At 67.8% G+C, this 17658-nt stretch carries 18 protein-coding genes; 13 read left to right on the forward strand and 5 right to left on the reverse strand.

Going from position 1 to position 17658, the window contains the following annotated elements; all coding sequences use genetic code 11:
• Positions 1–20: 20 nt before the first annotated feature.
• Both AC0IXR_RS16320 and AC0IXR_RS16325 read right to left on the reverse strand, forming a co-directional pair.
• Positions 21–635 carry a Maf family protein gene (locus tag AC0IXR_RS16320; RefSeq protein WP_471761466.1) on the reverse strand — a complete coding sequence of 205 codons (615 nt, stop codon included), beginning with the start codon at positions 633–635 and terminating at the stop codon, positions 21–23.
• A 20-nt stretch (positions 636–655) separates the two neighbouring features.
• Positions 656–1486 carry a pyruvate, water dikinase regulatory protein gene (locus tag AC0IXR_RS16325; RefSeq protein ID WP_056422951.1) on the reverse strand — a complete coding sequence of 277 codons (831 nt, stop codon included), beginning with the start codon at positions 1484–1486 and terminating at the stop codon, positions 656–658.
• 605 nt (positions 1487–2091) lie between these two features.
• Between AC0IXR_RS16325 and hemE the strand changes: the two genes are divergently transcribed.
• Genes hemE through AC0IXR_RS16340 form a run of 3 tightly spaced genes read left to right on the forward strand, consistent with a single transcriptional unit; the run spans position 2092 to position 3981 of the window.
• Positions 2092–3162, forward strand: coding sequence for a uroporphyrinogen decarboxylase (gene hemE / locus AC0IXR_RS16330; protein ID WP_471761467.1), 1071 nt, complete (start codon positions 2092–2094; stop codon positions 3160–3162).
• Between the two features lie 10 nt (positions 3163–3172).
• On the forward strand, positions 3173–3625 hold the full coding sequence (gene hemJ / locus AC0IXR_RS16335) for a protoporphyrinogen oxidase HemJ (RefSeq protein WP_056422959.1): 453 nt from the start codon (positions 3173–3175) through the stop codon (positions 3623–3625).
• A complete protein-coding gene (locus tag AC0IXR_RS16340; protein WP_471761468.1) occupies positions 3622–3981 on the forward strand; it encodes a lysozyme inhibitor LprI family protein in 360 nt (119 codons plus the stop codon). Before hemJ ends, AC0IXR_RS16340 begins: the two co-directional genes overlap by 4 nt.
• 21 nt (positions 3982–4002) lie before the next feature.
• Here AC0IXR_RS16340 and hisG read toward each other — a convergent pair whose 3' ends face one another.
• From hisG to hemH, 3 genes are all read right to left on the reverse strand, one after another.
• Positions 4003–5022, reverse strand: a complete 1020-nt coding sequence (gene hisG / locus AC0IXR_RS16345; protein WP_471761470.1) for an ATP phosphoribosyltransferase — start codon at positions 5020–5022, stop codon at positions 4003–4005.
• Positions 5015–6169, reverse strand: coding sequence for an ATP phosphoribosyltransferase regulatory subunit (locus AC0IXR_RS16350; protein ID WP_471761471.1), 1155 nt, complete (start codon positions 6167–6169; stop codon positions 5015–5017). The genes hisG and AC0IXR_RS16350 overlap by 8 nt, the downstream gene beginning before the upstream one ends.
• A 108-nt stretch (positions 6170–6277) precedes the next feature.
• Positions 6278–7360: a ferrochelatase gene (hemH, locus tag AC0IXR_RS16355; RefSeq protein WP_207411149.1), complete on the reverse strand. Its 1083-nt coding sequence runs from the start codon at positions 7358–7360 to the stop codon at positions 6278–6280.
• Positions 7361–7489: 129 nt separating this feature from the next.
• Between hemH and AC0IXR_RS16360 the strand changes: the two genes are divergently transcribed.
• From AC0IXR_RS16360 to AC0IXR_RS16405, 10 genes are all read left to right on the forward strand, one after another.
• Positions 7490–8443 carry a class I SAM-dependent methyltransferase gene (locus AC0IXR_RS16360; RefSeq protein WP_056422972.1) on the forward strand — a complete coding sequence of 318 codons (954 nt, stop codon included), beginning with the start codon at positions 7490–7492 and terminating at the stop codon, positions 8441–8443.
• Between the two features lie 121 nt (positions 8444–8564).
• The gene (locus tag AC0IXR_RS16365) at positions 8565–10085 is read left to right on the forward strand and encodes a bifunctional metallophosphatase/5'-nucleotidase (RefSeq protein ID WP_471761472.1); all 1521 of its coding nucleotides are present in this window, start codon (positions 8565–8567) and stop codon (positions 10083–10085) included.
• A 2-nt stretch (positions 10086–10087) separates the two neighbouring features.
• Complete coding sequence (locus AC0IXR_RS16370) at positions 10088–10771, forward strand: uracil-DNA glycosylase (RefSeq protein ID WP_471761590.1); 684 nt, start codon at positions 10088–10090, stop codon at positions 10769–10771.
• Positions 10772–10886: 115 nt separating this feature from the next.
• Positions 10887–11306, forward strand: coding sequence for a hypothetical protein (locus AC0IXR_RS16375; protein WP_471761473.1), 420 nt, complete (start codon positions 10887–10889; stop codon positions 11304–11306).
• Positions 11307–11400: 94 nt separating this feature from the next.
• The gene (rlmN, locus tag AC0IXR_RS16380) at positions 11401–12687 is read left to right on the forward strand and encodes a dual-specificity RNA methyltransferase RlmN (RefSeq protein WP_056422983.1); all 1287 of its coding nucleotides are present in this window, start codon (positions 11401–11403) and stop codon (positions 12685–12687) included.
• Positions 12688–12696: 9 nt separating this feature from the next.
• Positions 12697–13179 (forward strand): hypothetical protein, encoded by a 483-nt coding sequence (locus tag AC0IXR_RS16385; RefSeq protein WP_471761474.1) that lies wholly within the window; start codon positions 12697–12699, stop codon positions 13177–13179.
• 81 nt (positions 13180–13260) lie between these two features.
• Positions 13261–14997: a gamma-glutamyltransferase gene (gene ggt / locus AC0IXR_RS16390; protein ID WP_471761475.1), complete on the forward strand. Its 1737-nt coding sequence runs from the start codon at positions 13261–13263 to the stop codon at positions 14995–14997.
• Positions 14998–15069: 72 nt separating this feature from the next.
• A complete protein-coding gene (locus tag AC0IXR_RS16395) occupies positions 15070–15849 on the forward strand; it encodes a lysophospholipid acyltransferase family protein (RefSeq protein ID WP_471761476.1) in 780 nt (259 codons plus the stop codon).
• Positions 15850–16049: 200 nt separating this feature from the next.
• A complete protein-coding gene (locus tag AC0IXR_RS16400) occupies positions 16050–16433 on the forward strand; it encodes a hypothetical protein (RefSeq protein ID WP_207411156.1) in 384 nt (127 codons plus the stop codon).
• Between the two features lie 105 nt (positions 16434–16538).
• Complete coding sequence (locus AC0IXR_RS16405; RefSeq protein ID WP_471761477.1) at positions 16539–17636, forward strand: DUF2125 domain-containing protein; 1098 nt, start codon at positions 16539–16541, stop codon at positions 17634–17636.
• The last annotated feature ends 22 nt before the right edge of the window (positions 17637–17658 follow it).

Consider the following 17658-nt stretch of genomic DNA (forward strand, 5'->3'; position numbering starts at 1 on the left):
GTCTCGCGGGGCGTTCGGGATCAGAAGGCAAGGCAGCCATGGCAGCGCAACCGGTCAAGCAATCCGGTCAGCGGCAGGCCGAGGATCGTGGCATGGGCGCCTTCGATTTCCGCGAACAGATGGATGCCGAGGCCTTCCAACTGGTATCCGCCCACCGTGCCGGTGACGCGGTCATGGCCGGCAATCGACAGATAGGTGTCGATGGCGGAGGCGCTCAGATCCCGCATGGTCAGACGGGCCTCGTCGTGAATCACGTCCGGCTCGCGCCCCGGTACGATGAGGGCGGCAGCGGAATGCAGGGAATGCGTCCTGTTGGATAGCCGGCTCAGCTGATGTTTCGCCGCGTCGAGGGAGGCGGATTTGTGGAACACCTCCCCGTCGCAGGCGAGAACCTGATCCGCGGCCAGGACGATCCTGTCGCGGGCCTTTTCCGCGACCGCCCGTGCCTTGGCCAGGGCCAGCCGGCGGGCGAGATCGGCGGGGGCGAGGGGGCCTGAATCGGCCTCGATGCCGCGCTCGTCGACATTCGGGATCACGACCTCCACGTCGAGTCCGGCCGCTTCCAGGAGATGCCTGCGCGTCGGCGAGCCGGAGGCAAGAACCAATGGACGTTCGGGAAGCCAGAGATGGGTCATGACGGAACTTGCTTCGCGTTTCACGCCACGATGAACTTGAGCCGGTGCTCGCGGTGGAGATCGAGGATCGCGGCGGCGGTCTCCTCGATGGACCGCCTCGTGACGTCGATGGTCGGCCAGCGATGTCGGCTGCAGAGTTTGCGGCAGGCGGCGATCTCGTCGGCGACGGCGTCGCGATCGACATAGAGAGAGGTGTCGTCCGCCTTCAGGCTCAGCAGACGGTTCTGACGAATCTGCACGATCCGCTCAGGAGACGCGAGAAGGCCGACCACGAGGGGCTTGCGGGCGTTCTCAAGATTGGGCGGCACTGGCATGCCGGGCACGAGCGGGAAATTCGCGGTTTTCAGCCCACGATTGGCCAGATAGATCGCCGTCGGGGTCTTCGAGGTGCGGCTGACGCCCACGAGGATCACGTCGGATTCGTCGATGTCGAAGGGCAGGTTGCCGTCGTCATGCGCGAGGGTGAAGTTCATCGCGTCGATGCGCTTGAAATACTCGGCGTTCAGCATGTGCTGCGCCCCCGGCCGGGCCGTCGTCTCCGCGCCGAGATAGGATTGGAGCAGGGCGTGGACCGGCTGGAGCACGGATAGGCAGGGCGAGCCGGTCTCGCGACAGGCCGCTTCCAGACGCTCGGTCAGGTCGTGCCCGACGAGCGTGTAGAGAACGAGGCCGGGCGCCGCCTCGATCTCGGAAATCACCCGTTCGAGCTGGGCCGAGGATCGCACCAGGGGATAGACATGCTCGATGGCCGAGACGCCTTCATACTGGGCGGCGGCGGCGCGACCCACATTGATGAGGGTCTCACCGGTGGAATCCGACACGAGATGGAGATGGAAGTAGCTGCGACTCATCGGAAATTCCCATCCCAGGCCGGCGGACGGGCTCGAGGGATCTCCGGGTTATCCACCACACCTGAAGGCCGGAGTCGACAGGTGGGGATAAAGCACCCCTGTCCGGCCCGGGGGCGGAACCTTCCCCCGCGTTGTCGACTCTCACGTCAACATGCAGACCGACGACCCTCGTCCCGGTCCCGGTTTGGGAGATTCAGGGAGGGTTCGGGCACGAGGGACCCATCACGGCGCGCAAGTCGCTGATTAGACTTCCCGTTCTCGAAAGTTAGCGCGAACCCGTTAAAGCCCCGTTAACGGCGGTGGCGCGGGGATGGGGTGTGGACAAGTTCGCGGTCCCGTCATCCCCCGTCTAAAAGAAAAAACAGAGTCCTAGAATCTCTCTTTTCTTATTAGATAGACGGGACGGGGACAGGGATTTTCGGCCACCCCCAGAGGCTCTCCCAGGGAACAGGGCTTTCGGAAGTGGGCATCGGAGAAGCGGGGACGTCCTGCGGTAAAACAACGTCCCTCGGCAAAAGATCTTCCCGAGGAGGGGCCGGGACGTCATAGCTCTGTTCCAAGGGGGAGGGTCTCTCCCCATCAAGATGGACCTGGCGGATACGCGCATGACTCGACGTGACGGCACCGATCGTGCGCTGCTTCAGGTTCTCGACGGCAAGCCGTCCCGGATCCCTCCCGCCTGGATGATGCGGCAGGCCGGGCGCTACCTTCCGGAATATCGCGAGGTCCGGGCCAGGGCCGGCTCTTTCCTCGACCTCTGCTACAATCCGGACTTCGCCACCGAGGTGACCCTGCAGCCGATCCGGCGGTTCGGCTTCGACGCGGCGATCCTGTTCTCCGATATCCTCGTCGTGCCGGACGCCCTCGGGCAGAATGTCCGCTTCGTCGAAGGGGAAGGCCCGCGTCTCGACCCGGTCCATGGCCGGGACGAATTCGCCCGCCTGAAACAGGCCGACGATCCGAGCATCTTCCAGCATTTGGAGCCGGTCTTCGAGACCGTCCGGCGCCTGCGCTCCGAATTGCCGGCCGAGACGACGCTTCTCGGGTTCTGTGGCGGTCCCTGGACGGTGGCAAGCTACATGATCGGCGGACGTGGCACGCCCGACCTCGCTCCCGCCCGCGCGCTCGCTGATACGGAGACCGCCCTGGTGGAAGCGCTCATCGACCGCCTGGTCTCGGTGCAGATCGAGTACCTGTCGCGCCAGCTCGAAGCCGGCGCCGATGCGGTCCAGATCTTCGAATCCCATGCGGGTTCGCTGCCGCAGGCACCGGGTGACACGGCGGATGCCCTGAAACATTGGAGCTTCGCCCCCATCGCCCGCATCGTCGACGGAGTCAGGGCCCGCGTGCCGGGCGCGAAGATCATCGTCTTCGCCCGGGGCTCGGGCCTGGAAGGTCATGCCCGCGTGATGGCGGAGACCGGGGCGGACGCCGTCGGCGTCGATTGGAGCGTCGATCTGAAGGCCCTGCGCGGTGCCGTCACGCCGCGCACCGTGACCCAGGGCAACATCCACCCCGAAACGCTGATCGAGGGCGGTGAGGCCCTCGACGCGGCCGTGGACGGGGTGCTCGAGGCGACGGAGGGACTGCCGCACATCTTCAACCTCGGCCACGGCATCACCCCGCAGACGCCGATCGCCCATGTGGAGCGGATGCTCGCCAGATTGCGGCGCTGACGGCCTGACCATGGCCGACACGCTCTATCCCTGGATCAAGGCGATCCACGTCATCGCCGTCATCTCCTGGATGGCGGGGCTGCTCTACCTGCCGCGCCTCTTCGTCTACCACGCGTCCCTGCCCGAGGGGCCGGCCTCCTCGGCCCAGTCCGAGACGTTCAAGGTCATGGAACGGCGCCTGATGAAGGCGATCATGAACCCGGCCATGATCGTCACTTGGCTGCTCGGCCTGTTCCTCGTCTGGCAGAGCGGGTTCTACGCGTCGGGTTGGATGCAGGCGAAGTTCGCCCTGGTCCTCGCCATGAGCGGCTGCCACGGCTGGTTCTCGCGGATGGTCAAGGATTTCGCCGCCGACCGGAACGCGCGGACCCACCGCTTCTACCGGATGGTCAACGAGGTCCCGACGCTTCTCATGGTGGCCATCGTCATCCTCGTCATCGTCAAGCCGGGATTCGGATCATGATCGCATCGCATCCTCGTTACAGAGCATGGGGCCTTGCCGCGGTCATGATGCTGGCCGCATCCGGTGCCGAGGCCGCGAGCTTCCCGTGCGAGAAGGCGGAGACGCCCGACGAAAAGGCGATCTGCGGCCATCTTCCCCTCAACGATCTCGACGTGGAGATGGCTGTCCGGTTCGAGATCCTGCGCGGGCTCCTGCCCATGGGCGGAAACGCCAAGCTGCGCGACGACCAGGAGGCCTGGCTGCAGGAACGGCGCAGCTGCGCAGCGGATGTCGCCTGCCTGACCAAGGCCTACGAGGTGCGCCTGAAGACCCTACGCGGCGTCTTCTCGGAATTCGCCAAGCAGGGGCCGCTGTAGGAAGCAGGCCCCAGGCGGGCCTCAGCCCAGCCGTGTGAGCAGCCGGTCGATCAACGGGTTGTCCGGGCCGAAGGCGTAGTCGATCCGCCTGACGCTGACCGCGCTCGCTCCGGATTTCACGAGATCGTCCACGAGGTCGAACGTGGCGTCCACCGGGCAGTGGAGCACGATCTCGGCGCTTCGGTTCTCCGGCATGCCGTAGGGCAGCTGGGCATCGTGAAGGGCGCTGATCCCGGCGAGATCGAGATCGCCGTCGGCCGGCATCGCCGCCCGGATCTCGCGGGTGAGGCGCGCGCGCTCCTCCGCCGCGATCCGGCCGAGCACGGTGCGCAATGCCTTCTTCTGGCTCTGGCCCCAGGGCGCCGTCAGCGAGGCGACGAGATTGGCCTCCGAACGCAGGATGATGCCGTCGTCGAGGATCTTGAGGGCGTTGGCGGCGAGCGTCGCCCCCGTGGTGGTGATGTCGACGATGATTTCCGCCGAGCCCGAAGCGGGCGCGCCTTCCGTGGCACCGAGGCTCTCGACGATGCGGTAATCGGCGACCCCGTGCTCGGCGAAGAAGCGCCGGGTCAGGTTCACGTATTTCGTGGCGATGCGCAGGCGACGCCCGTGGCGGATGCGGAGTTCGGCCGCGACCTCGTCGAGATCGGTCATGGCGCGGACGTCGATCCAGGCTTGCGGTACCGCGACGACGACCGTGGCCTGGCCGAAGCCGAGCGGCGTCAGCAACTCGACCTGTCCTCGCGCATCGGGAAGGCTCTCGCGGATCAGATCCTCGCCGGTGACGCCGAGATGGGCGCTGCCGCTGGCGAGCTGGTTGGCGATCTCGGAAGCCGAGAGGTAGCGCACCTCTACATCGGGCACGCCGACGAGCTTGCCGCGATAGTCGCGCGCGCCAGCGCCTTGCGCGAGCTTCAATCCCGCCCGGGCGAAGAAGGCGGAGGCGTTCTCCTGCAGGCGGCCTTTCGAGGGCACGGCGAGGACGAGGGGGCCCTCGAAAGGGCCTTGCGAAGCCTGGGGAGTCGGAACGGTCTCAGCCACGGGACGATCCTTCCGACGTGAGGACACGGGACAGCCAGACGGCGCAGCCCACCGCCGGGATCGGTGTGGGACTGCCCAGATGCTGGAACAAGCCGTCATAGCGGCCGCCGCCGACGAGGGGAGCTGTCCCCTGCCCCCGCGTCACCTCGAAGATGAAGCCGGTATAGTAATCGAGGTTGCGGGCGAAGCTGCCCGAAAACCGGAACCGCTCCACGTCGAGACCGCGCGCGGCCATGAAGCCGGTCCGTTCCTCGAACAAGGAGAGGGCGGCTTCCAGCGGCGCGTAGGTGACGCCCGCCGAGGCGGCGAGCTCGCGCATGGAGTTGGCGGCCTGATCCGGATCGCCCGAGATGGCGCGGTAGCGCTCGACGATGGCGCGGTTCTCAGTGTTGAGCCCGGCGCCGCCATTGGCTCGGGCCGAGGCCTTGGCGAGGAAGCGTTCCGCGATCTCGCCGGCGCTGCGTCCGCCCACGCGTGAAATGCCGGCGATGGACAGAACGTCCTCGACGAATGCGCGCACGCCCTTCGGATCCTGGCCCTGGATCGCCGCCAGCAACCCGGCATGCGGGTCTTCCACCGTCGCGACGGTGGTGACGTCGTCCAGGGAACGGCCCGCCGCGAGTGCTCGCAACGTCCGCCGCTTGGCGGCCGGCGGCACGTTGAGCCCATCGAGCAGCGCGTCGATGACGCCCATATCGCCGAGCCCCACCGAGACCTCACCGGCTCCGAGCAGGTCGAGGCCTTCGAGGGCGAGGCCGAGCACCTCCGCATCCGCCGCCGGGATGTCGGTGCGGCCGATGGACTCGATGCCCGCTTGGAGGAACTCCTCCGCCTCGCCGGAGCCGAGCCGGAAGACCGGGCCGAGATAGCTGTAATCGGCGGTCGTCCCGACGCTCCGCGCCAGATGCTGGCGGCAGACCGGAATGGTGAATTCCGGCCGCAGGCACAGTTCCGCGCCCGACGCGTCCTGCGTCACGAAGATCCGCCGGCGGATGTCTTCGCCGGAGAGTTCGAGGAACGGCTCCACCGGCTGGAGCACGGCGGGCGTCACCGGGCCGTAGCCTCCGTGCGAGAAATGCGCGAGGAGCCGCGTTCCCTCATCCGCTCGCATGGTGTCGATCGGATCGACTGCCTCCGGTCTCGTCATGGTTCACCCGCCGCCTGATGCCGCGTCCTTTATCAACAGCATCCGGACTTGGCGACCACCCACAGAGCGGGAAGTCCGCCGACCTCCCATGCGGGCGGTGTCGGCGTCTCAGATCCAGCCCTGCAATTCGCGGCGGACCACGTTCTCGATCACCTTCATCCCGAGGTCGCTGTCGTTGAGACAGGGGATGTAGGCGAAGCGCTCGCCGCCATTCTCCTCGAAATAATGGCGGTTCTCACCGTCGAGCTCCTCCAGGGTCTCGAGGCAGTCGGCGGTGAAGCCCGGCGCCACGATGGCCATGCGCTTCACACCGGATTTGGCGAGGGTCTGCACGGTCTCGTCGGTATAGGGCTTGAGCCATTCCTCGTTGCCGAAGCGCGACTGGAAGGTCGTGCGCATCCGTTCCGTCGAGAAGCCCAGGGCCTCGCGGATCAGCCGCCCGGTCTTCACGCATTGGCAATGGTAGGGATCGCCCTTGAGAAGGTAGGATTTCGGCACCCCGTGGAACGAGGTGAGGATCACCTCCGGCTCGAAATCGAGCTTGGCCAATCCCTCGCGGATCGAGGTGGCCATGGCTTCGATATAGACTGGGTCGTCGTGATACGGCGCCGAGACCCGGACGGTCGGCTGCCAGCGCATCTGCATCAGCGCCTTGAAGGCCTGGTCGCAGGCGGTAGCCGACGTGGCGGCGGCATATTGCGGGTAGAGCGGTACCAGCAGGATGCGGTCACAGCCCTGGTCGAGGAGCGCCTGGATGCGCAGGGACACTTCCGGCTTGCCGTAGCGCATCGCCCAGTCGACCACGACGGAATCGCCCATCGCTGCCTGCAGCCGCTCGGACTGCCCGCGGGTGATGGTCTTGAGCGGACCCTCGTTGCGCTCGTTGTTCCACACGCTGGCATAATCGCGCCCCTTCGGGCCGGGACGCTTCGTGAGGATGATGAGGTTCAGGATGGGCCACCAGATCAGCCGCGGCACCTCGATGACGCGCCGATCGGACAGGAACTCTTTGAGATAGCGGCGCATGGGCCAGTAGCTCGTGCCCTCCGGCGTGCCGAGATTCATCAGAAGCACGCCGACCCGGCCCCAGCGCACGGGCGGATGGTCGGAGGGCAGGCTGGCGGTCGCGGAGGAGCTGGTCTGCAACGGCTTGAGGTCCTTGAGGGACGTCGGTTCGACGCGTTCGTTCATCGGGTTTCCGAAGCGCCGACGTGAGGCGCGGTTATCTGAATGACGCCATTCCGGCACAGTTGTACCAGACGGCATATCTATCTAGAGCACGAGACCTGCCAGCGACCATCTCGTCAATGAAGGCGCGACATGCCGTCTCCCCGGTACTTCTTCAACCACTTCATGCCGTTCACCGGCTACCCCTATAAGGGGGCGCCGACGGTCTGCAATCTGTGCGGATCGGGCGAGACCGTGACGGTGGCGGAGACCGACCGGCGGCTGAAGACCCTGAAATCCATCGCCTGCGCGCAATGCGGGCTGATTCGCACCGACCCGATGCCGACGCCGGACGAATTGGCGCATTACTACGCCCATGCCTACCGGGCGGATTACCAGCTCGCCTTCGCCGGCGGGCCGCCGCGCCACCACCTCAACCGCTCGGCCCGCGAAGCGACTTTCCGCGCCGACCTGCTGGCGCCGAAGCTGAAGCCCGGTGCCCGGGTGCTCGATTTCGGTTCGGGTTCGGGCGAGTTCCTGGCCGCCGTCCGCGCCAGGGGCTGCGAGGCGGTCGGCATCGAGCCCGGCCGGGACTACGCCGCCTATGCCCGCCAGCACCACAAGGTCGAGGTTCTCGACGATGCCAGCGACGAGCGTTTTCCGCCCGGGCATTTCGACGTGATCTCGACGCATCACGTGCTCGAGCACCTGCGCGATCCGGCCGTGGTGATGGAGCGCCTGTCGCGCTGGCTGAAGCCCGACGGGGTGCTCTATGCTGCCGTGCCGAACATGGCCGCCACCGGCAAGCCGCCGCACGAGCGTTTCCACTTCGCCCATGTCCACGGCTACGTCCGGGAGACCTTCGACCTTCTCGCCCGCCGGGCCGGACTCGTCCCCCATCCCGAATATTGGCGCGAGGACACGACGGTCGTCTACGTGAAGACCGACGCCCCGGTGGGCGAACTCGCCAATCCGGGCCTCGCCCAGCGCCTGGCCGTCGATCTGAAGCCGATGCCGGCCGCCGCCTATCTGGTGTCAGGCGCCTGGATCTGGCCAATGATCCGCCGCAACGCCAAGGCGGTGCGCGACGGTTTCGCCTCTCGCTGAGTTCGGCGTTCCGGCCTGATGCCGGAACCGGTGCCCCGTTGTTGCATCGGCTTCATCGATCGCGTCCACACTGGATTTCGGGTGGAAACTCCGCCGCCCGGCCCCTCGGAGACCTGTCGCGATGCCACGTCCTACCCGTCGTCAGACCCTGAGCCTCGGTCTCGGGGCCGGTCTCGCGGCAGGCTTGGCCGCGCCCGCCCGTGCCGGGGCGATCGAACCGACCTTCACGCTCCTCCTCGTCAACGACATCTACCTGATGTCCGAGGTCGAGGGCCGTGGCGGTTTCGCCCGCCTCAACGCTGTGGTGAAGGCCGAGCGGGCGCGCGGCGTGCCGATGCTCTACGCCCATGCCGGCGACACCCTGTCCCCCTCGCTGATGTCGGGTTTCGACCGCGGCGCGCATATCGTCGAACTCCTGAACATCGCGCCGCCGGATGTCTTCGTTCCGGGCAACCACGAATTCGATTTCGGCCCCACGACCTTCGCCCAGCGCATGGGCGAGGCGGCCTTTCCGGTCTTCGCGGCCAATCTGCGCGGTGCGGACGGCAAGCCGCTCAAGGGGATCCGCGACCGGATGATCGTGACGCTCGGCGGGATCCGGGTCGGCATCGTCGGCATCGCCCTCGCCAGCACGCCGGAGAAATCGCAATCCGGCGACCTCGTCTTCGGTCCCGAGATCGAGACGTTGCGCGCGGCGGCCCAGGCCCTTCGCGACGAAGGGGCCGAGCTCATCGTCGGCATCTGTCATACGGCACGGATCACCGACGAGGCCATCGTAGCGGCACGGATCGTCGACATTCTGCTCTCTGGCCACGACCACGACCTCGTCGTGCAGTATGACGGGTGCAGCCTGCTGGCGGAATCGAGCTTCGACGCCCGCTACGTCACCGCCATCGACGTCGCCGTGACGGTGAAAGGAGCGGGCAAGGCCCGGACCCTGTCCTGGCACCCGACCTTCCGCATCCACGACACCGCCGACATCACGCCGGACCCCGAGACCCTCGCCCTGACGCAGCGGCTCGAGGCCCGGCTGGCGAAGGAACTCGATGTGCCGGTGGGGACGATAAGCACGCCCCTCGACAGCCGCATCTCGACCGTGCGCCTCCGCGAAGGCAGCTTCGGCAACCTCGTCGGCGATGCGCTCCGGGCGGCGACGGGGGCGGAGATCGCCCTCACCAATGGCGGCGGCATTCGCGGCAACCGGCTCTATCCGGCCGGCACCGTGCTGACCCGGCGCGACATCCTCACCGAGCTTCCCTTCGGCAACACCACGGTTCTGGTCTCGCTGACGGGCGCCCAGGTGCGGACCCTGCTGGAATCGGCCCTTGCCGATCTCGGCCGCCCGGCGGGTCGTTTCCCGCAGGTCTCGGGTCTCGTCGTCACGGTGGATCCGGGGGCGAATGCGGGACACCGGATTCAGTCCATCCTGGTGGACGGACAGCCCCTCGACGAGACGCGGACCTATACGGTGGCCTCCAACAACTTCCTCTACGATGGCGGCAACGGTTACGGCCTCCTCGCGGACGGGCGCACCCTGATCGGCGCCACGGACGGCAAGCTCGTGGCCAACGAAGTCATGGCTTATATCGCCCGGCATGCTCCCCTCTCCGTTCCCGAGGACGGCCGGATCGTGATCCGGTGACGATGCCCGGCCCGCTGAGCCTGGCCCTCCACGAGTTCCGCGCCTCGGGCTCGTCCTGGCTGACGCTGCCGTTCTTTTCCGGTGGAGCGGCGGATGCCGTCTGCGCGCGGGTCGATCGCCGGATCGCCGAGGGGGCGACGGTCCTGCCTTCCCCCGATGCGGTCTTCCGTGCCCTCACGCTGACGCCGCTTGAGTCGGTGAAGGCCGTGATCCTCGGGCAGGACCCCTACCCGACGCTGGGCGACGCCAACGGCCTCGCCTTTTCCTATGTCGGTCCCCGCCGGCTTCCTGCCTCTCTCAAGGTGATCCTCGCCGAACTGCCGGGCGCGCCGGCGAGCGGCGATCTCACGCCCTGGGCGAGACGGGGCGTGCTGCTCCTGAACTCGGCCCTCACCGTGGAGGCCGGCAAATCCGGCGCGCACCTGCGCTATGGCTGGTCCGCCCTCACCGATGAGGCCGTGACGGCGGTCTCTGCCCGCCCGACCCCCGCGATCTTCCTGCTCTGGGGCGCACAGGCCCGCGCGCGGGCGGCCCTCATCGATCGCGAACGATGCGGGGTCATCGAGACCGGACATCCCTCGCCGCTCAACCGGTTGCGGGATTTCCCGGGCACGCGGCCCTTCGACGAGGCCAATGCCTGGCTGGTGAGCCGGGGCCTTTCCCCCATCGACTGGTCGCTCGCTTGACGCGGTGAAACGGTCGCTTTGACAGGACGGCCCGGCGGTCTATCTCGGACGGGCAGCATAAGCGGAACGTAAGAATCCGCGCCGCCCCAAGAACGCTTCCGAGGAAACGCCGTCCATGCGCCTGAAACCCGTTCTCACCCTGTGCCTTGCGGCCGGCCTGCTCGCACCGACCCTTGCACAGGCCCAGATCCGCAACGCGCCTCCGCCCCGTGCCCTGGAATTCGCCGCTTACATCTTCGCCGCCGCCAATGTCTGCGGCTACCAGATCGGCGTCGAACAATTCGATGCCCTGCTCCAGAAGCAGAATGTCAACGCCGCCGATGTCGGCCCGCGTGGACCTTTCGGCAACAAGGTCCAGACGATCTTCGCGCTGATGTCGAATCAGATGCAGCTGAACCGGGAGCAGGCCTGCCTGGCGGTCGCCGGCGAATACGGCCCCGAGGGCAATGTCGTGAAGAACGTGCTGCTTCCCATGGGCACAGCCACCCCACCCGCCGAAGCGAAGCCTCCGGCCGAGCCCAAACCGGCTCAGTAGGCCCCGCTATTCCGTGCACGCATCGGGACGCATTCGCGTTCCGGTGCGGGATCGCCTATATCGGATTCGTTCCAAGTCCGAAGGTTAGAGATCCATGGCGACGGCGTCGTTCGACACCGCCGGTCGCGACGTCAACGTCGTGGCCGCAATCGAGAAGCTTCCCGAGTTCCAGCCGGACGCCGTTCCGCCGGGCCGCTCGTCCCTTATCGGCCTCACCCGCGAGGAATTGAAGGGTCGCCTTGCCGCCATCGGCGTGTCGGAGCGCGAGCAGCGCATGCGCTCGGGCCAGCTCTGGCACTGGCTCAACGCGCGCGGCGCCACCGACTTCGACCAGATGACCAATGTCGGCAAGGGGCTCAAGGCCGATCTGGCGCGGGCCTACACGTTGGAGCGGCCCGAGGTCGTCACCGAGCAGATTTCCCGCGACGGCACCCGCAAGTGGCTGCTGCGCATGGCGCCCACCGGCAAGCACGACCACAATCGCGGCGCCGAGATCGAGTGCGTCTACATTCCCGGCCGGGGTCGTGGCACGCTCTGCGTCTCGTCCCAGGTCGGCTGCACCCTCACCTGCAGCTTCTGTCACACCGGCACGCAGCGTCTGGTGCGCAACCTGACCGCCGCCGAGATCACCGCCCAGGTGGTGGTGGCCCGCGACCGGTTGAACGACTGGGTCGGCCAGAACCCGGTGGCTGCTGGCGAGGACGAGACCCGCCGCGCCGTCACCAACATCGTCTTCATGGGCATGGGTGAGCCCCTCTACAACATCGACAACGTCATCGATTCCGTGGGTGTCATGTCGGACCAGGAAGGCCTCGGCCTTTCCCGTCGGCGTATCACCGTCTCGACCTCCGGCGTGGTCCCGCAGATGCAGCGGCTCGGAGTCGAGGCGCATGCCATGCTGGCGATCTCGCTCCACGCGGTGCGGGACGACCTGCGCGACACGCTGGTGCCGCTGAACCGGAAGTATCCCCTGGCCGAACTGCTTGCGGCCTGCCGCCACTATCCCGGCCTCAACAATGCCCGCCGCATTACCTTCGAATACGTGATGCTCAAGGGCGTGAACGATTCCGATGCGGATGCGCGCGAGTTGGTGCGGCTGCTCAAGGGCATCCCGGCCAAGATCAACCTGATCCCGTTCAATCCCTGGCCCGGCAGCATCTACGAATGCTCCGATTGGGAGCGGATCGAGCAATTCTCCGAAATCGTCTATGAAGCCGGCTACGCGTCGCCGGTTCGGACGCCGCGCGGCCGCGACATCCTCGCCGCCTGTGGCCAGCTCAAGAGCGAGACCGAGAAGCTGCGCGCTCGCGCCCGAATGATGCTGGAAGACGGGATCGGCGCCGAGGGTGTCTATGCCGGGGCCGATGACGACGAAGGCTGAGCGCGTCCCATGCGGCTCGTCGGCCGCCTGATCTGGGCGTCTCTCGCCCTGTGTCTGGCCATTCCCTGCGGGGCCCTGGTGCTCGTCGTCGCCATCCTGTTCGATCCGGTCTCCAGCGAGGCGCTGACCCGGCTCGGCCTGTTCGGCTTCCTGCAGGGAATGACCGACCTCGCCTCCGGGATCGGACCCGACACACTCCTCCTCCGGGCCGCCGGTATCGCCCGCGCCGGGTTCGTCCTGCTGGTGCTGCCGCCCCTCGCCATGGCGCTCATCGGCGAGGCGATGAACCTGCGCAGTGCTCCGGCCTATGCCGTCGGCACGGGGCTCGCCACCGCCCTCGTGCCGTGGCTGATGCGGGGCGCGCCCGCCTCCCTCGCCGCCCACAACCTCGCCGTTGAGGGACGGGTCACGGCCCTGCTTTTCCTTGCCGGAGCGGCCGCCGGGCTGGTCTATGGCTGGATCGCCATACGCGACCGGCCTGTGGGAGCCTGAACGGGCACCGCTGCCGCTGCGTTGGCTGCGACGGGCATCGGCGCAGGATGCCGTGGGAGAGCCTCGCATGACGGATTGGGCATGACCGGACATCGCTTCAGCCTCGCCCTGGCGCTTCTCACGCTCCTGTCAGGACCGGCCCTCGCGCAGGCGGTACCGGAACTGCCCCCGATCCCTTCCGACGATGCCCGTATCCTCCCCGTCCTCGGGACTCACGGCATGGTGTCCTCGCAGGACGCGCTGGCGACCCGGATCGGTGTCGCGATCCTGAAGGGTGGGGGCAACGCCGTGGATGCCGCCGTGGCGGTGGGCTTCGCCCTCGCGGTGACGCTGCCGCAGGCGGGCAATCTCGGCGGCGGCGGGTTCATGCTGGTTCGCCTCGCCGGGACCGGCGAGACCGTAGCCATCGATTTTCGTGAGACGGCACCCGCCGCGGCGACGGCGGACATGTTCCTCGCGCCCGACGGCCAGCCCGATCGCGGCGCATCCATCCGCACCGGCAAGGCCGTCGGTGTCCCGGGCTCCGTGCGCGGATTGGCCGAGGCGCACCGCCTCTACGGGTCGGGACGCTTCACCCTCGCCGATCTCGTCGCTCCCGCCCGCGCGCTGGCCAGGGACGGGATTCCCATGGAGGGCGGGCTCGCCGATTCGTTGTCCCGCGCCGCCGACCGCCTCGGAAGGTGGCCTTCGAGCCGGGCCGTGTTCTTCCGAGACGGCCGACCGCTCCAGCGGGGCGAGACCCTGGTCCAGCCCGATCTCGCCGGGACCCTCACGGCCATCGCCGAACAGGGGCCCGATGCGTTCCATACCGGCCCGATCGCGGAGCGGATCGCCGCGGCGGCGAGAGATGTCGGCGGGGTGATGACGCCGGGCGACCTTGCCGCCTATCGGCCCGTGATCCGCCAGCCGGTGAAGGGCAGCTATCGCGGCTACGAGATCGTCTCGATGCCGCCACCGAGCTCGGGCGGCGTCCATCTGATCGAGATCTTGAACATCCTCGAAGGGTTCGACCTGGCCTCAATGGGCGCGGGCAGCGCCCAGGCCCTCCACACCCTCGCCGAGGCGATGAAGCCGGCCTATGCCGACCGGGCCACCTGGCTCGGCGACCCGTCTCGTTCGGAGGTGCCGGTGCGGGGCCTCACCGCCAAGGCCTATGCCGAGACCCTGCGCGCCGCCATCGACCCCGCTCGCGCCCGCCCGGCCGACGCGGTGAAGGCGGGCGACCCGCTGCCCTACGAATCCGACCAGACTACCCATTACTCGGTGGTGGACCGCGCCGGGAACGCTGTCTCCACCACCACGACCCTGAACTTCTCCTACGGGTTCGGGCTCGTGGCGGAAGGGACCGGCGTCCTCCTCAACAACGAGATGGACGATTTCTCGGCCAAGACCGGGAGCGTCAACGCCTACGGCCTCGTGGGTGGCCCGGCCAATGCCGTGGCGCCCGGGGCCCGGCCGCTTTCCTCGATGACGCCGGCCATGGTGCTCAGGGACGGACGCCTCGTCCTCGTCACCGGGAGCCCAGGCGGCAGCCGCATCATCTCCACGGTGCTGCAGGTGATCGTCAACGTCATCGATTTCCGCATGAACCTCGCCGAGGCGGTCACCGCCCCGCGCATCCATCATCAATGGCGCCCGGACGTGCTGTTCGCCGAAGACGGGCTCTCGCCGGACACCCTCGCTCTGCTTCGGGCGAAGGGGCACGCGGTGCGGGTGGGGTCGAGTTCGGGCTCGGCCAATTCGGTGTTGATGGGAAAGGGATTCGTGGCCGGGACCGCCGATACACGCCAGCGCGGAACCCTGGCCGAGGGCGAATAGGGCAGTTAGGGCCCGGCGGATGGTGCGGCGGGACTGCGCGCGCTACAGGAAGGGCATCATTCCGGGTTTCCGATGCACATCCTCCGCTCCATCGCCTTCAACATCGTCTTCTATCTCGCCACCGCCGTCATCGCGATCGGCGGCCTGCCGGCCCTCGTCTCGGAGCGGGCCTGCATCCGCGTCGCCCGGTTCTGGGCCCATGTGAGCCTGTGGCTGTTGCGCGTGGTCGGGGGCGTGCGCGTAGAGTTCAGGGGGCTGCACCACCGCCCACCCGGCGCGCTGCTGGTGGCGTCCAAGCATCAATCCGCCCTCGAGACCCTGGCCCTCGTCACCGCCTTCCCGGACTTCGCCTATATCCTCAAGCGCGAGCTGCTCTGGATCCCGCTCTTCGGCTGGTTCCTTTCCCGCTCCGGCATGGTCGCCATCGACCGGTCCAAGGGCACCCGCGCCATGGCCGCCATGAACGAGGCGGCGGCCCGCGCCATCCGCGACGGACGCCAGCTCATCATCTTCCCCGAGGGCACCCGTAAGGCGCCGGGTTCACCCCCCGCCTACAAGCTCGGCATCACCCACCTGTACGCGGCCCTGGGCGTGCCCTGTCTGCCCGTCGCCCTCAACAGCGGTCTCTACTGGCCGCGCCGCCAGCTGACCCGCCGCCCCGGCACCACGGTGATCGAGTTCCTCCCCCCCATCGCTCCCGGGCTGGACCGCACGGCGTTCCTAGAGGAGATGCAGACTCGGATCGAAGCCGCCTCCGATGCCCTCCTGGCGTCCGGCCGGGCGGATCTGGCGGCACGCGGTCATGCCGTGCCCGAGACCGGTGCCGTCGCAGAACAATCCAGGACCGCGTGAGCGCTCAGTCTATCCACAGGCTGTGGATAAGCCGGTCGGAGGCACCCTGCGGAGAGCGAAAGCGCGACTCTTGACGGGTGGAAATTGTTAAGATTATTCTGGAACAAAGGGCGAACGAGAAAGCCGTCTCCGTTCTTGTGCCGCAAGGCGCGGAACACGGCTTTCACCGACGCCCATCCTCTGATCCGGAGATCCCACCGATGCGCGAAGTACGTCTCAGGACGGCGGCCAGCCTGCGTGGAACTCCTGCCCTGGTGCTGAGCGCCTGGCGCGGACGGTCCGGGCGCCGCTACGTCGTCGGCATCCACGAATTGGTCGAGCGCGAACTCGACGACATGGGCGAGGCGGTGGTGATGGCTGTGCGCCGGGATTCCGCCGGGATCGGCGAACTCATCGCCGTGACTGCGGCGGGGTCGAGCCCGCGCGAACGGCTCACCCGTAACTGGATCGCTCGTGCGCGCCATGGCGGTGCGAACGAGATGCATGTTCACCGCCTCGCCGAGGATGAGGCCGAGCGCTGCGAGATCGTGGCCGATCTTGAGGTGGACCATCCCCTGGATCAGATGATGGGCGTCGCGGCCTGAATCGGCGGGCGGCCATGCTTTCGCCGCGTTGAGACCCGCCAAAGCTCTGTCACGAAGGACCCCCTGTCGACGGCGACGGGGCTTCGAGATCGAGGCGAGCGGACGATGGCGCAGGCACCGGATTTGACGGCCAGGAAACGGCCATCGCGGACCGGCCTGTTCCTACCCTACATCCTCCTCCTCGCCGTGGTCCTGCTCTGGAGCGCGGGCTGGTTCTGGATTCGCGGCAAGGCCGGCTCCGAGATGGATGCCTGGATCGCCCGCGAGGCTTCGGCCGGGCGCAACTGGACCTGCGCCGATCGCTCGATCAGCGGCTATCCCTTCCGGATCGAACTGCGCTGCGCCTCCCTCGCCTTCTCGCGGGCCGATAGCCGATTCACCCTCGGACCGTTGACAGCGGTTGTGCAGGTCTACCAGCCGCGCCAGGGCATCCTGCAGGCGAGCGGGCCGTTCCACGTGGAACAGGACGGCCTCGTCGCAGACGCCACCTGGACGTCGTTGGAGGCGAGTTTCCACGGTACCTCCGACGGGTTCACACGGGCCTCCCTGGCGGTGGATGGACCGAAAGTCAGCGTGAAGAATGCCGCGCCGCAGCCCATCGACGTGGTGGCCAAGCACCTCGAATTCCACGCCCGGCCGACACCCGCCCGTTTCGCCACCGAGGGGGCTGTCGATACCAGCCTGCGGCTGACCCAGGCGAACGTGCCGGTCCTCGATCCCCTCCTCGGCAATACCGCCCCCGTCGACGCGGCGCTCGACGCCACGGTGAATCGGGCCACCACCTTCCGGACCGGGCAGGTGGCGCGTGAGCTCGAAACCTGGCGCCAGGCCGGCGGCAGCCTCGACATCGCCCTGCTTTCCCTGGCGAAGGGAGATCGCCGCCTCCAAGCTCAGGGGAAGATCGCCCTCGACGACGAGCACCGTCCGGCCGGCCAGATCGATATCCGCGCCGCCGGGGTGGAGGCCCTTGTCGGCCAGATCATGGGCCAGCGTTTCGGGGCGGAGAAGGGGGCTCTGATCGGAGGCTTGGTCGGCAAGCTGCTCGGTGGCGGAAGTCGTCGCCAGGACGCCGAAGCGGCCGCCACGCCGACGGCAGCGGGAGATGCCGCCCTCAAGGCGATGCCGCCCCTGCGCCTCGCCGATGGCCGCCTGATGCTGGGTCCGTTCCCGATCCCCAACCTCCAGGTGCCGCCGCTGTACTGAAAGGCCGTTCGACGGATTGCGC

It is taken from the genome of Methylobacterium sp. AC832 (assembly GCF_979256025.1).

What these genes read in the sequence shown, in the direction of transcription:
- AC0IXR_RS16350 (WP_471761471.1), bottom strand. Translation starts at nt 6,169, where the DNA reads ATGACGAGACCGGAGGCAGTCGATCCGATCGACACCATGCGAGCGGAT.
- AC0IXR_RS16325 (WP_056422951.1), bottom strand. Translation starts at nt 1,486, where the DNA reads ATGAGTCGCAGCTACTTCCATCTCCATCTCGTGTCGGATTCCACCGGT.
- AC0IXR_RS16385 (WP_471761474.1), top strand. Translation starts at nt 12,697, where the DNA reads ATGCGGCTCGTCGGCCGCCTGATCTGGGCGTCTCTCGCCCTGTGTCTG.
- AC0IXR_RS16360 (WP_056422972.1), top strand. Translation starts at nt 7,490, where the DNA reads ATGCCGTCTCCCCGGTACTTCTTCAACCACTTCATGCCGTTCACCGGC.
- AC0IXR_RS16340 (WP_471761468.1), top strand. Translation starts at nt 3,622, where the DNA reads ATGATCGCATCGCATCCTCGTTACAGAGCATGGGGCCTTGCCGCGGTC.
- hemE (WP_471761467.1), top strand. Translation starts at nt 2,092, where the DNA reads ATGACTCGACGTGACGGCACCGATCGTGCGCTGCTTCAGGTTCTCGAC.
- AC0IXR_RS16365 (WP_471761472.1), top strand. Translation starts at nt 8,565, where the DNA reads ATGCCACGTCCTACCCGTCGTCAGACCCTGAGCCTCGGTCTCGGGGCC.
- hemH (WP_207411149.1), bottom strand. Translation starts at nt 7,360, where the DNA reads ATGAACGAACGCGTCGAACCGACGTCCCTCAAGGACCTCAAGCCGTTG.
- AC0IXR_RS16405 (WP_471761477.1), top strand. Translation starts at nt 16,539, where the DNA reads ATGGCGCAGGCACCGGATTTGACGGCCAGGAAACGGCCATCGCGGACC.
- rlmN (WP_056422983.1), top strand. Translation starts at nt 11,401, where the DNA reads ATGGCGACGGCGTCGTTCGACACCGCCGGTCGCGACGTCAACGTCGTG.
- ggt (WP_471761475.1), top strand. Translation starts at nt 13,261, where the DNA reads ATGACCGGACATCGCTTCAGCCTCGCCCTGGCGCTTCTCACGCTCCTG.
- AC0IXR_RS16320 (WP_471761466.1), bottom strand. Translation starts at nt 635, where the DNA reads ATGACCCATCTCTGGCTTCCCGAACGTCCATTGGTTCTTGCCTCCGGC.
- AC0IXR_RS16395 (WP_471761476.1), top strand. Translation starts at nt 15,070, where the DNA reads ATGCACATCCTCCGCTCCATCGCCTTCAACATCGTCTTCTATCTCGCC.
- AC0IXR_RS16370 (WP_471761590.1), top strand. Translation starts at nt 10,088, where the DNA reads ATGCCCGGCCCGCTGAGCCTGGCCCTCCACGAGTTCCGCGCCTCGGGC.
- AC0IXR_RS16400 (WP_207411156.1), top strand. Translation starts at nt 16,050, where the DNA reads ATGCGCGAAGTACGTCTCAGGACGGCGGCCAGCCTGCGTGGAACTCCT.
- AC0IXR_RS16375 (WP_471761473.1), top strand. Translation starts at nt 10,887, where the DNA reads ATGCGCCTGAAACCCGTTCTCACCCTGTGCCTTGCGGCCGGCCTGCTC.
- hemJ (WP_056422959.1), top strand. Translation starts at nt 3,173, where the DNA reads ATGGCCGACACGCTCTATCCCTGGATCAAGGCGATCCACGTCATCGCC.